The sequence below is a fragment of the Cysteiniphilum halobium genome (assembly GCF_003574425.1).
Lineage (GTDB): Bacteria > Pseudomonadota > Gammaproteobacteria > Francisellales > Francisellaceae > Caedibacter > Caedibacter halobius.
In genome coordinates, this window is record NZ_QLIU01000036.1 from 1 (window position 1) to 13,754 (window position 13,754).

At 39.0% G+C, this 13,754-nt stretch carries 13 protein-coding genes; 3 read left to right on the forward strand and 10 right to left on the reverse strand.

What is annotated here, in order from left to right; genetic code table 11:
- Positions 1 to 144: 144 nt before the first annotated feature.
- Entirely contained in the window at positions 145 to 522 is a 378-nt protein-coding gene (gene parS / locus DNK85_RS07715) for a type II RES/Xre toxin-antitoxin system antitoxin (protein WP_328587295.1), read from the reverse strand.
- 123 nt (positions 523 to 645) lie between these two features.
- Between parS and DNK85_RS07720 the strand changes: the two genes are divergently transcribed.
- Positions 646 to 2,199 (forward strand): SulP family inorganic anion transporter, encoded by a 1,554-nt coding sequence (locus DNK85_RS07720; RefSeq protein WP_119329037.1) that lies wholly within the window; start codon positions 646 to 648, stop codon positions 2,197 to 2,199.
- 189 nt (positions 2,200 to 2,388) lie between these two features.
- Here DNK85_RS07720 and DNK85_RS07725 read toward each other — a convergent pair whose 3' ends face one another.
- The 5 genes from DNK85_RS07725 to DNK85_RS07745 all read right to left on the reverse strand — a co-directional run bounded on the left by DNK85_RS07725 (position 2,389) and on the right by DNK85_RS07745 (position 7,441).
- The gene (locus DNK85_RS07725; protein WP_119329008.1) at positions 2,389 to 2,994 is read right to left on the reverse strand and encodes a DUF3261 domain-containing protein; all 606 of its coding nucleotides are present in this window, start codon (positions 2,992 to 2,994) and stop codon (positions 2,389 to 2,391) included.
- Positions 2,994 to 3,908, reverse strand: a complete 915-nt coding sequence (locus DNK85_RS07730) for a lysophospholipid acyltransferase family protein (RefSeq protein ID WP_119329009.1) — start codon at positions 3,906 to 3,908, stop codon at positions 2,994 to 2,996. Before DNK85_RS07730 ends, DNK85_RS07725 begins: the two co-directional genes overlap by 1 nt.
- A 22-nt stretch (positions 3,909 to 3,930) precedes the next feature.
- The gene (nhaD, locus tag DNK85_RS07735; protein WP_119329010.1) at positions 3,931 to 5,316 is read right to left on the reverse strand and encodes a sodium:proton antiporter NhaD; all 1,386 of its coding nucleotides are present in this window, start codon (positions 5,314 to 5,316) and stop codon (positions 3,931 to 3,933) included.
- Between the two features lie 71 nt (positions 5,317 to 5,387).
- Positions 5,388 to 6,686, reverse strand: coding sequence for an LbtU family siderophore porin (locus DNK85_RS07740; protein WP_119329011.1), 1,299 nt, complete (start codon positions 6,684 to 6,686; stop codon positions 5,388 to 5,390).
- A gap of 149 nt (positions 6,687 to 6,835) precedes the next feature.
- Complete coding sequence (locus DNK85_RS07745; RefSeq protein WP_119329012.1) at positions 6,836 to 7,441, reverse strand: peroxiredoxin; 606 nt, start codon at positions 7,439 to 7,441, stop codon at positions 6,836 to 6,838.
- Between the two features lie 127 nt (positions 7,442 to 7,568).
- On the opposite strand from DNK85_RS07745, the gene DNK85_RS07750 reads away from it, so the two are divergent.
- Positions 7,569 to 8,153, forward strand: a complete 585-nt coding sequence (locus DNK85_RS07750) for an HAD family hydrolase (protein ID WP_162896603.1) — start codon at positions 7,569 to 7,571, stop codon at positions 8,151 to 8,153.
- 112 nt (positions 8,154 to 8,265) lie between these two features.
- On the opposite strand, the gene DNK85_RS07755 is transcribed toward DNK85_RS07750, so the two are convergent.
- Complete coding sequence (locus DNK85_RS07755) at positions 8,266 to 9,483, reverse strand: MFS transporter (protein WP_162896604.1); 1,218 nt, start codon at positions 9,481 to 9,483, stop codon at positions 8,266 to 8,268.
- Positions 9,484 to 9,683: 200 nt separating this feature from the next.
- Here DNK85_RS07755 and DNK85_RS07760 point away from each other — a divergent pair, with 200 nt between their 5' ends.
- The gene (locus tag DNK85_RS07760; RefSeq protein ID WP_119329015.1) at positions 9,684 to 10,505 is read left to right on the forward strand and encodes a YiiX/YebB-like N1pC/P60 family cysteine hydrolase; all 822 of its coding nucleotides are present in this window, start codon (positions 9,684 to 9,686) and stop codon (positions 10,503 to 10,505) included.
- Positions 10,506 to 10,665: 160 nt separating this feature from the next.
- Here DNK85_RS07760 and DNK85_RS07765 read toward each other — a convergent pair whose 3' ends face one another.
- The 3 genes from DNK85_RS07765 to DNK85_RS07775 are packed head-to-tail and all read right to left on the reverse strand — an operon-like array spanning position 10,666 to position 13,738.
- On the reverse strand, positions 10,666 to 11,784 hold the full coding sequence (locus tag DNK85_RS07765; RefSeq protein WP_162896605.1) for a M14 family zinc carboxypeptidase: 1,119 nt from the start codon (positions 11,782 to 11,784) through the stop codon (positions 10,666 to 10,668).
- Positions 11,781 to 12,989, reverse strand: a complete 1,209-nt coding sequence (locus DNK85_RS07770; protein ID WP_119329017.1) for a PLP-dependent decarboxylase — start codon at positions 12,987 to 12,989, stop codon at positions 11,781 to 11,783. The genes DNK85_RS07765 and DNK85_RS07770 overlap by 4 nt, the downstream gene beginning before the upstream one ends.
- On the reverse strand, positions 12,989 to 13,738 hold the full coding sequence (locus DNK85_RS07775; RefSeq protein ID WP_119329018.1) for a 2,3,4,5-tetrahydropyridine-2,6-dicarboxylate N-succinyltransferase: 750 nt from the start codon (positions 13,736 to 13,738) through the stop codon (positions 12,989 to 12,991). The genes DNK85_RS07770 and DNK85_RS07775 overlap by 1 nt, the downstream gene beginning before the upstream one ends.
- Positions 13,739 to 13,754 lie beyond the last annotated feature (16 nt).

Consider the following 13,754-nt stretch of genomic DNA (forward strand, 5'->3'; position numbering starts at 1 on the left):
GCGAAATCAAGAAAAAATAGCGCTTCAAGCAGCAGTTTGCAAATTTTTCTTCGTGTACAGAGCAACGACCTGATGCAAAAAGCCCACCTAAACCATTCAAAGGTGGATCTGCAAATTGCTTCTGCGTAATACGCCAAGCGATCATCAGCTATATATCCCATAGGAAATACGATAGAGTAGATTATCAACAATCTGACAGCCCAAGGAGTTTTTTAGAAGTTCAAGCGGCGTTCTTTCACCTAATGCAAGGTTATTTGTTGCAAGCCAATTATTAACCTTTTCCTTACTGCCAAATACCTCAAGCGCATGCGCATATACTTTTGCAATTAATATTAAACGATCAGATTCTTTTGCATCAAGCATACCTACTTCTTTTCTACGCAAGTAGGTTTTACGATTAATTGGAATAAGTGACGACACAAGCTCCTCTGCTAAACCACTTGATTTAGCAAAGCGCAAAATAGCTGCCCTTGACAGAGTCTTTGGGTGCTTATTTGCCAAAATCCAATTAAGCAAAAGCACGGGAAATGCAAAGCAAGAAATTTTCTAAAATGGTTTATGATGGGTATATAACGTAGTAGAATGCCACTTTTAGCAAAATTAACTTCTATATATATGTTATTACAGCGCGTTAATCGCTTTTTAATGCCTAATCAAGACGGCAAACACATGAGTGACTTCTTATCTGGAGTGACTGTTGCTCTTGCTCTTATCCCTGAAGCTGTTGCCTTTGCTTTGGTTGCAGGCGTTAACCCCACCGTTGGTTTATATGCCGCCTTTATTATGTGCTTTATGACTGCTGTTTTCGGTGGTAGACCCGGCATGATATCGGGTGCTACAGGCTCAATGGCAGTCGTTATGGTTTCGATTATGCTACTATTTCCAAATGATCCCATCACTGGTATGAACTACTTATTTGCCACAGTTATTCTAACGGGAATCATTCAAATCGTTATTGGATTACTGGGTTTTGGTAAGTTTATTCGCATGCTACCTAAGTCTGTCATGGTTGGCTTTGTTAATGGCCTTGCTATTGTCATTTTCTTATCGCAATTACAGCAGTTTAAATACATGCCAACTGGATTAGATCATAAAGTTTGGTTACAAGGTGTTGATTTATATGTCATGATCGGGCTTGTCGTACTTGCTATGCTTATTACACATTTTTTACCAAAATTCACCAAAGCAATCCCCTCAGCATTGACAGCAATTATCGTTGTCACGGTTATTGCCTTATTTATACCATTACCGGGCAATCATATTTTAAATGTTGGCGATATGATTGGTACTGGCAAAGACGTTGTTAATCACGCCTTTAGCATCCCACATATTCCATTTACTTGGCATGCACTCACCATTATTGTGCCTTATGCGTTTATTCTAGCTATTATTGGGCTTTCGGAGTCGTTAATGACATTGACCTTGATTGATGAAATTACCAAAACACGTGGTCGTGGCAACAAAGAATGTATTGCCCAAGGTGCTGGCAATATCATCTCAGGGTTTTTCAAAGCCATGGGTGGATGTGCTATGATCGGTCAAAGCATGATTAATATTAGCTCTGGCGGACGTGGCCGTCTATCAGGCATCACTGCCGCCGTGTTTTTGTTATTCTTTATCGTCATTGCCATGCCATTGATTAAAATCATTCCACTTGCAGCCCTTGTTGGGGTCATGTTTATGGTAGTGATTGAAACCTTTGAATGGGCAAGCTTTAAATTTATTCGCAAGATCCCTTTACACGACGCATTTATCATTATTGTCGTAACCGTTGTCACTGTGATGACGGACCTTGCAATTGCTGTTATTGTAGGTGTGATCTTGGCATCATTGGTGTTTGCGTGGCAAACTGCAAAAAATATCCATGCTGAAGCCAAAATCAATGCCGATGGCAGTAAAGAATATATTCTGCACGGTCCTTTATTTTTTAGCTCAAGCACACGCTTTAAAAGCCTCTTCGCACCTGAGGATGATCCTACTGAGGTGATTATTGATTTCAAATACTCACGCGTCAGTGATCACTCCGCCATTGATGCCATTGCTTATGTTGCTGAATGTTATAGCAACCTTGGCAAAAACTTACACTTAAGGCACTTAAGCTTGGAATGTAAGGAGTTATTAGGTAAAGCAGGTAATCTTGTTGAAGTCAATGTGCTTGAAGATCCTGATTATCACGTTGCTAGCGATAAGCTCAGTTAATTGAATCATTATTCTCATCTATTTTTATTGTAAGTGTAACTGAGCGAAGCCAAAGCCACTTACTTCCCTTTAACAGCTTTGCTCAGGGAACGAGTGGCATATTAGTTTAATCATCAGGCGTTGGTTAAGCGCAGTCGAAGTCACGCATTCCCTTTAACTGCGCTCAGGATACGGTGGTATATGATTTAGCTATCTTTTTAACGTCTTAATCACTATTTGATAGTGATAAACAAAGTTTTCAAGCGTTACATCTGCATACAGATCTTGTTGATTTTGATAGTTAATCTGCATCACGAGCTGCCCATTAAGATAAAATTGACGCAAATTCTTTTGCACCTGTATTTTAATATTCGTGGTTTGTAGTATTTCTTTAATTACCTTTGTTGGCGCATAGGTAAAAATAAAATCCACCAGACTTTGCTTAACACCCATATCAGCATGCGGCATTGGCAAACTACTGCTATCAATAGAAACCCCGTCATAAACAAGCGAGAAGATCGAGCCCCCCCAGCCTGCAGCAGCAACAATGACAATTTTTTGTTTTGATGCTTCTACTTCAACCTGTGCTATATAGGACTCTTTTTTGCCCTTTATCGTATATTCTGAGCTTAAAATCTGAGTTACATTAAAGTGCAAATCAAGCTTATTAGGAGTTGGTAGTCTTAGATTTTGGCTTTTGAAAACTTCGACTTCTGGCGTATTGACCACATGAGTTTGTAATAAAGCACATGATGATAGCAATATGCTACATAACCCAAGGATTAAGATGTTTCGAAAATAAGATAAACGTTTCATTAGTAAATACTCGTCTGACCTTGTGGACGCGACTTATAACGTCGATGTTGCCATAAGTACTGATCTGGGAAATCAATGATTGCTTTCTCTAAAATATGGTGATATCTGAGTGCATCTTGATAATCATCACCTGAGGGGAAATGATCAAGCGCTGGTAATACATAGATATCATAACCTGATAAATCTGTCTTGCGCGTATAATAGCACGGTACAACTTGTGCACCTGTTTTCTCTGCCAACCATGATGTTGCAACCAAAGTTGCACATTCTTTACCAAAAAAAGGAACAAAAATGCTACGCTCTGCACCAAAATCCTGATCTGGAGCGTACCACACTGACCCACCTTTTTTTAGTGCCTTAACAATAGATACAACATTCTTGCGTTGTAAGCATTGACTAACATACACTTGACGCGATGAAGTCATCACCTGTTCAAATAGTGGGTTTTTATGTTTTTGATAGACAAGATAAAAGGGACTGTAATGTTCACCGATAAAGCGTCCAATCACCTCCATACAAGTAAAATGTGAGCCTAATAATAACGCCCCTTGCTGCTTATTATCATGTGCATCCTCAAAGTGTATCATCCCATGTGTATCAAACTTGATTTTATTAAAACGCTTCTTTGGCATAAACCAGGCAATCGCCGTTTCAACACCAGAAATGCCAATAGATTCAAAACATTTCTTACATAGTTTCTCAAGTTCTTGTTCGCTTTTATTCGGAAAAGCAATCTTTAGATTAGTTAATGTAATCTGTTTACGACGCTTCAAAAAAGGGTAGCTCACGCGCCCAAGAAGTGCCCCTATCTTCATCTGCCAACGATAGGGCAAATATACAAATCCACGCAAAAAGAGAAAGCCAAGGTGCAACCCCCAATATTTTGGGGCATAAAAACGTGATTTTTCTGTCATTGATTACCTTTATAATGATTAACTAAAAAAAAGCTTGGTTTATCAAAAGATGCGTTGCAATACTAGCAAAGTATCCCAATAAAATCACTAAGCTCCACTTCAAATGCCCTAAAAAAGTATACTGTCCATGCGCTTTACCCATCACAGCAACACCAGCGGCAGAACCAATCGATAGCAAGCTGCCACCAATACCTGTGGTTAAGGTCACTAATAGCCACTGACCCTCGGTTAATGGCGGATGCATCGTTAACACCCCAAACATCACCGGAATATTATCAACAATGGCTGATAGTAGTCCAATCAAAATATTCGCTTGAGTTATATGATCAAAAACTTGCGGCAGAGCACTTGGCACATCGTGATAAAGGAAATTAGATAACACTTCTAAATAACCTAACGTTGCTAAGCCTTGTACAGCAAGTAAAATACCAAAGAAAAATAACAATGTATCCCATTCAATCATTTGAATTTTTTGAAATACATCAAAATGCTCACGTGCTTTTTTCTTTAAAAAGAAACCTAAAAACATCAAATAACCTAAGCCTGTCATCATGCCAAGTGCTGGGGGCAGATCTAGCAAGTTTTGCAAAAGTACAGCAGTTATTACCGTAAGAAGAAACATCACAATTACAATAACCGCACCTGGTTTGAGCTTAACCTGTACCAGATTATTGTCATAGTCATCACCTTTAGGCAGGAAAAAACTCATAACGATTGCCGGAATGAGAAAACTCACAAATGCTGGAATAAATAATGCGAAGAAATGGGTAAATGGTACAACACCATCCTGCCATACCATTAAGGTCGTGATATCACCAAATGGACTAAATGCACCACCAGCATTAGCAGCAACAACGATATTAATACAAGACAGGCAAATAAATTTAGTCTCTCCCCTCCTAGCAACAGAAAGCACCACTGCACTTAAGATTAATGCCGTTGTCAAATTATCTGCAAATGGTGAGATAAAGAATGACAAAAGTCCTGTTAACCAAAAAATACCTTTAAAGCGCAAGCCCATTTTAAGAAGTAATGCTTTTAGCTTTTCAAAAACATGACGCTCCTCCAGCACATTAATATAGGTCATTGCCACCAGCAAAAACAATAACAACTCACCGTATTCCAGTAAGCCCTTATTAAGGCTTATCTTAACAATATCACTCTGTCCATTGATTTTGCCAACAATTGCCGTCAACACCCAAATAATGCCAGCGGCTAAAATCACCGGTTTTGATTTAGCCAAATGAATCACATCTTCAAGCATTACTAAGATATAAGCAATAACAAAAACAGCCAATGCAATGAGTGCATATGGACTTAGCATCGCCTGCATTACTGTTTGTGATACTTCACCTGCATATAAAGCACATGGTATCATCAGTATCAATAAATATAAAACTCTTGTCATCTCTCCCCCACCCTTTAAAACAAAAAAGGCCGCAATTGCGGCCTTTAAAGTGTTAAAGCTAACTAATTAAATTAGAAATAAACTGTAGCATCTAACATTAATGTATTGAATTTACCAACACTGCTACCTGATGATTTGCCAGACATGTAGTTATAAGAACCACCAACCCAAATTGTATCAACCACATTGTAACGTGTACCAACTTCAATTTGATATAAGTTGTTATCAGAGTTTTGTGCTACTTGGCTATACGATACATAAGGCACCATATCTTTGCCTGCTACTGGCATAGTGTAAGAAGAGTCTAAGCTCCAAGCCTTAACAGTAGAGCCTGAATCAAAACTTACTAATACTGGAAGTGCGTTAAAGCCAAATGCCGTAATACCAGTAGTATCTCTATTGGAAGCACCAGTTGCCGTATTAGAACCACCTGTAGCATTGCCATAAACAGAAGTTTGGTTCATACCGCTAACGCCAGAAGTGGTTACCAAGAATTCACCATTAACAGCCAGACCTTGGACAGTTACACCCGCGTTAAAGTCTAATGCACCAACCATTTTATTATTCATACCAGCTCTATCTTCAGAGAAACCAGTTGCATTAACCCAGCCTGCACCGGCATAGTAATCTAAGTTACCTGCTTTACCATTGTACGATGCATTTAATGCAAAATTATTAATTTGATTAGCACCCGATGCTTGTGAGTTCATTAATGCCTCACCCTTACCGTTCATCAACGTTGCAGTTGCATTAAGACCATTCATGCTAAAACCAGCACCGACTTGACCACCGTACGCCATAAAGTAAGCACGCGTTAATGTCGGCATAAAATTAGTCACTGAATCAAACTTACCAAATTCAACCACTTTTTTACCACCAAAAGCATAAAATGGTGACTTAGCCAAGTTACCAACAACAAAGAATGCATTTGGTAATGTTACATTGCTAGAAGCCGCATTTGAAACTTGAACATCAGCAAAACCAGTAACCCAGTTACCAATCGTTGATGTAAATGCTAAATCAGCATAAGGCATTTTAATTTCAGTTGAACTGTTATTATTTACTGTTGCTCCACTTGGGTGAATACCAGTGACCACACCTGACGTATTTTGATAGCTTGCATAAATTTCACCCTTACCACCAATATAGATAGCATTAGGAGCTAGATCGCCAGACTTACGCGCATTAAGGATATCTAAAACAGAGCCAGTGACTTGCTGGTTGTTTAGCATTTGTTGTGAATAACTTGCATCTGTACGCACGTTAACGATACCGCCACCGTTTTGTACTTGATCATTCATTGAACCTGCTGCGAAAGCTGAAGCGCTTGCAGTTGCAGCAACCGCTGCTACGATCATCTTAAGTTTCATAGTTTCTCCTCAACTGTTTTAAAACTTACATCTTTATTAAAAAACGATTCCTTTTTTGTCGGCTTCTTTGCCGTCGAAAGACTACACACCGACAAAGGTATCACTTTATTTTAAATTTTCAAGCAAATCATAGATTTTTTTATAAAAAATTACAAAGATTCAGCATTTTCTGCCAAATAAGCAGCAACACCTTGCGGTGACGCCTTCATACCTTTGTCACCTTCTTTCCAGCCAGCTGGGCATACTTCACCATATTTTTCGAAGAATTGTAATGCTTGAACCATGCGCACTAATTCGTCCATATTACGCCCCAATGGAAGGTCATTGACTACTTGATGTCTGACGATACCGTCTTTATCAATCAAGAACGTACCACGAAAAGCCACACCTGCTTCAGGATGCTCAACACCATATGCTTTAACAATACTATGGTTAATATCAGCAACCATAGTGTATTTAACAGCTCCTATACCACCATCATTAACTGATGTATTGCGCCATGCATTATGTGTGAAATGTGAATCAATTGACACCGAAAAAACTTCAACACCTAGCTTTTTAAGCTCATCAACACGTTTATCAAGCGCAATTAGCTCAGATGGGCAAACAAAAGTAAAATCAAGCGGGTAAAAAACAACTGCCGCATATTTACCATCACGTGCTTTCTCAAAACTTAATGCATCTACAATTTCACCATTTGCTAGCACTGCTGGCGCTGTAAACTCAGGTGCCTTGCGTCCTACTAATACCGTCATGATTATCTCCTTAGGTTTTGTAATCTTACATTAATTGACAACAATTTAGTGCGCAAAAGTTTGCTAAAGCCTGATAATTATGTCAATAATGACACAGCAGAATTTAACAAATTTTGGAAATAATTTTATGATTTACATTCATCCGAAAACCCAAGCCTTAATTTTTGATTGCGACGGCACCATTGCTGATACGATGGTAATTCACAATGAAGCATGGCATACAATTGCCGGACGCTACCACTTTAATCTAAGCCCTGCTGAGCTTGCTCATTACAATGGCATTCCCACTTTGCAAATATTACAAATGTTAACTACCAGTGAAGATAAGAAGCGTTTTGATTTACACAAAATGGTACATGAAAAAGAAACTCTTGCTGAGGAAAAGATGGATCACGTTATTGCTATTCAACCAGTCCTTGATCTTATAAAACGTTATCATCGGAAACTGCCAATGGTAGTGATCTCTGGGGGGATGCGTAGAAATGTGATTAAAACACTTCAAGCACTTGATATTCAAGACCATTTTGAATTTATCATTACAGCCGACGATGATCATCCGACCAAGGATACACCCGAAGCCTTCACCTTGATCGCCGATAAACTAGGTGTTGATTATGATAAATGTCATGTTTTTGAAGATGGCAAACCTGGACTTATCAATGCAGTTAAAGCCAATATGATGGTTACTGATATTAGAACGATTTACCCTTAGCAATAATAAAGTTAAGTTGTGCTATTTCTTGCATCCCCTTTGCAGAAGAAGTCATGCAGCTTAAGCTGCACAGGTCAGAGGCAATCGTAAGACTTAACTTAATAATGATTAACTACTTAGACTTAGCAACACTGATAAACGCAACTAAGGCAATAATACAAATATAAATAACAACATAAGCAATATTTGCCAAATTGATTGCTAAGAATTGTGCAACAAGTGGTGCAGTACCACCAAAAATAGCCACTGAAACACTCCAAGCTACCCCCATGCCGGTATAGCGAATATTAACCGGAAAAATGTCTACTAAATAACGAAACATACTGCCTGTAACCAAGATATTACTTATCGCGTATAAAACTTGTGCACACATTGCCAAATAAGCATTTGAGAATATTGATAAACAGAACAAAGCAGGCACAGTGACAATACTACTTAAAAGCCCCGCTTTTAACATCTTTTGTGTACCTAGTCTATCAGCAAACAGTGCTGCTATCGGTGTTAACAGAGTAACAACAGCTACACCAAAGGTGGCAATCCAATGTGCATTTTCACTCGTTAACAGTCCACGTTGAATCACAAAAGATACCCACCATAAATTACAAATATAGATATATACACCAACAAATGCAGCAATAAAGAAGCATTGCATTAACTGATTTGTATAACCTTTAAATGCTTTGACGCCATTAAAAAATGCTTTATTAACTCGAACGCTCTCAAACTCAGGACTTTCGGTAGTGTTTACACGAAAATAAAGTCCAATTAAGCAACCAACAAACCCCAAATAAAATGGCACACGCCAAAACCATCCCGGCATTATGGGTAATGAAACGATTGATGCCATTGCCGCCCCCGACATCATGCCCAAAGCTGCAGCAAAACTTACCCAGCTCACAGCTAGATTCTTAAAGCCCCCATGATAATGCTCTGCCACAAAAATTGCAGCTCCTGTAAACTCACCGGACACAGAAATACCTTGGACAATCCGCAGAAGAAGTAAAATTAAAGGTGCAGCAATACCAATACTTTCATAGCTTGGCAAGAGCCCAATGCACAAAGTTGCCAATCCCATAAGAGTGAGACTTAAAGATAGGGCTTTTTTGCGCCCAAATTTATCCCCAATTATTCCAAAAGCAATGGAACCAAAGGGGCGAGCTAAATAGCTTGCAGCAAATACACATAAACTTAATAGCATTGCATAGGGAGTATCTTCTGGAAAAAACAAATGTGCGAATTTAAACGCCAGATAGCCATAAAAGCTAAACTCCGCCCATTCAACAAATGTACCAATCGCTGATGCGACAATAACTTTCTTTTTTGATTGCATCACTATAATCCTCACCCTGTAAAGGCTAAAGATTATGCCGGGACTTTTAAAAAAAGGAAAGGTGATATACTGCCAACAAAATGATTTACAAGCGGTATAGTCAGTTACGAATTGATTAAACGCAATCAGCTTGTTACCTTGGAAAAATACAAGATTTCTGCTAAACATTAATTATTCAAAGTCACCAATCAAGGCAACACATGTTCTTTCGCAACACACTTAGTAACTACCTCATTCGCTTTCTCACGCATAATGTGGATAAAGCACGCAAATTAGCATTATCTGACTATCAATCATTGAGTCGTGTCGTTTTGCCTTGCGATGTATTGTTGATTGAAGGACGCTCACGCATAGCACGTGTAATTAGCTATATCACCCGCAGCATTTGGACCCATGCTGCTTTATATATCGGTCAACTTGATCAGCTTGAGCCACAGTTACAACATACTTTATTGCAATTTAATCCGCATCTTGAACATCATCACATTATTATTGAAAGCATTCTTGGAGAAGGTGTTGTCGTTAAAAATCTAAAAGAATACACACATGAACATATTAGAATATGCCGACCGAAAGGGATTTCTAAAACGCAAATCACAACTGCTTTTAATTATGCAATAGCTAATCTAGGTAAGCCTTATGATAATCGACAGGTGTTTGATTTAGCACGTTTTTTATTCCCATGGATGATTTTACCACGTAAATGGCGATCAAGTATTTTTCAACACAATGCAAAGGGGCATGCAAAAATGACCTGCTCTTTGCTGTTAGCCCAAGCATTTATCCAAGCGCGGTTTCCTATCCTGCCAACCATTGAAAAGAAATCTTCAGGCAACTACTTTGAAGCGATTGCTCGTAATCCTAGACTTTTTGTGCCTTGTGATTTTGATTATTCGCCATTTTTTAACATTGTGAAATATCCAATGATCACGATTGATGGTAATAGCGATGAATTTTTCTTATGGAATGACGAAGTAATTAGCAATGATGATGAAGGTCTGATAGAAATATGCCCATCGTAACGCTTTTTGCTTTTATCAACCCTTTACTTTATTAGAATATACTTCAGCACAACTTGAAACATTATTGTAGGGATATATACAAAAAGTAGCTATTATTGGTGGCTCGATATTATACAAAACTAAAAGTGGTATGCGTACGAATCAGACAAATAATTGCAAGTTATTTTTGGGATCTATCAACAACCACATCTAGTAAATGACTGCCTTGTTGTAATGCACCTTTGCTGTGAATACTTACGATAATTCCGTCAAATGGATAACTTATTTCGCGTGTTTTAGCATCTGCCATTTGTATGCATCTGCCTAGCACCTGCCCATTGCTAAAACTCACTCCTGGAGTAACAAACCACTCATATAATCCACCTGATTGCGCGTAAATCGATCGAAAAGAATCTTCATCACAAAAGGCAATATGTTTGGCACATGCTTGTTGGTATATATTACTTGTTTTGACTACTTTCTTTGTCGCAAGATAGTTCAATATACGATGCATTTGAGTCTGCGCTTTTTTATGATCAATTAACTCTTCTGATCCTAACTCAAGAGTGAAGCTATCAACCAACACAGGTTCATTTCTACCTAATTGTATAAATGCCTGTTGCAGACTCCACCAGGGATAAGACCCTGCCTCATCTAACGCACCATTACATTTATTTTCAATCAATAACACATACTCAAACCCAAGGTTTTCTGCACTGTCCTTGGCATATTGCGGGCTATATAGATAATCAATGGCGTAGCTATCAGTATGCAAATCCAAAATAATATCTGCCTGCAATGCTTCTAACTGCATGGTATAGTTTAAACGTCGCGCACGCGATAAGCCAAAATCACTGCTAAGCGCCTTTTTAATTTGCATACTAATCTTATCACGCAACGCTTTAGCATATTCCGCTGCAGAGCTTTTAAGATGCTCTTTGGCAAACGCTTTATAATCAATCTCGAGTTTAAAATAATAGCGATTCCAGTTGTCACCATTGGTTGCGTCAAAACGTCCCTGATGCCCGGCTCCTACCAGCATATCACGCCCAATCGGATTGCACTGAGGAATGATCGTAATATCACCTTGTGGCTGCTCTTCATTAAAATGTGTAAGCAAATTCAAGATTACGGCATTACCTTGAATTTCTGAGGCATGCATACTTGCTTGAATATAAACTTTCTTGGCACTTGCATCTTGTCCTTTAATCGTATACTTCGTTACTGTGATTGTTTCTCCTGAAGCATTCTGTCCAACTTCAATCAAGGATTTTGTAATATAGCTTTTCATTTCTTTCATTTCAGCCATACTCCTGCGGCTTGTGCTCTTCTGCATATCTTAACTTGCCCTTTTTGATATGTCACCTCTGCAGGCAACACATGACACAAAAAAAATGGCATACTCTCAGTAAATCCATAGGCGCCTGTATGATGGAAAATAACATGATCTTTTACTTTGACATCATCAGGGAGCTGGACTTTGCCTAAATAGTCCAAGCTTGTACATAATGCGCCATGCAAATGAATCTCTGATAAGCTAGCATCACTTTCTTTTAAAAGGCTTACCGGAAAAGCCTCTGATGTCAATGTTGGACGCATCAAATGCTGACTTCCTCCTTCCAAGATCAACATATCACGCCCATAAACTGTTTTACGATCAACTACTGCTGTAACATAAGCCCCACATTTGGCAACAGCATAACGTCCAAGCTCTAGCCAAATATCTGTTTGCGGATAATGATTTTTAAGCTTGAGAATCAATGAGTTAATCTCAGTTAATGTCAGCTCTTGACCCTTACTTTGGTAGTCAATACCTAAACCACCCCCTAAATCTAATACGCGTAAATCAATGGCCATGCTTTTTGCTAATTTGTGTAATGTACTGGCAATCGTGAACCAGATTTTTTCAAGTTTATCCAAAGAGAGGATATTGCCCCATTGGAAACAATGAAAACCCAAAATATGTATATAAGGGTGATCAAGCACATTACTTTTTGCATAAGTGATCCAGTCATCAGGAGATAAGCCAAATGGCGTCACACACTCACCACCTAAAACGTTTCTCTCTTGATTTTGCCACTGTAATTGCACACGTAATAATACCTCAACGTGTTTTTGTTTTTCATAAGCTATGCTTTGCAAATCCTGCAATTGTTGCGTGCTCTCAATGATAAATTTACGCACTCCTTGTTCGATGAAATATAACAACTGCTCATAAGACTTAGCAGGACCTGTATGCAAGATACGCGCAGGATCAACACCTTGCTTTAAGACCTGATCGAGCTCACCAATACTAGCGACATCAAAACGCATCCCTTCACTATGTAAAATGTTAATAATCGCTGATAACGGGTTGGCTTTAAGCGCATACCATAGCTTTACTGGCAATTTCTGTAACGCTTTTATATGAGATTGCAAAGTATCTAGATCATAGAAAAAAAAGGATGTATGGATCTCTTTGGTTAAATCAACTAATACCTTACGGTGGTGTGTGATATCAACCATTAACGCAATGCCTCCTCCAAACTAAGTGCATGATCACTCTTATCATCACGATATTTGACAATAATCGGGCATGCTGCTTGTAAGCCTTGGTCTTTTGCCCAAGTGTGTGTCAATGGCCTTGTACCAGGTATCACAACTGCACCCTCTGGAATCGCCTCACCTCTATCAAGCATGCGTTCATTGACACAATCGTACACATTAACACCTCGTGATAATATCACTGATGGCGCAATGACCGCACGCCGTTTAACAACAATTCCTTCAACAATCACAACGCCTGCACCAACAAATACATGGTCTTCAATAACTACAGGGTTCATACCCACAGGTTCAAGCACACCGCCGATTTGAACCCCTGCTGATAAGTGAACATGTTTACCAATCTGCGCACAAGAACCGACCAATGCATGGCTATCAATCATTGTACCTTCATCAACGTAAGCACCGGTGTTAACATATGCCGGTGGCATAATTACAACCGATGGTGCAATATAAGCACCAGCCCTTACCGCAGACCCACCTGGCACCATACGCACACCATCGGCAACAGTAAAGCGTCTTGGGAGCAAATTGTGCTTATCGACAAAGCCTTGATAACCTTCCGTAAAATCCATGTTTTTTCCAGCTCTAAATGCAGCTAAAATCGCCTCTTTAACTGCCACATTAGCTTGCCACTGCCCATTCTCTTGACGCTCTGCTGAACGCAATTTACCTGTTTGTAAATCTTGTAGGGTATTCTCCCAGCTCATCGTTTGTCTTCCTTAT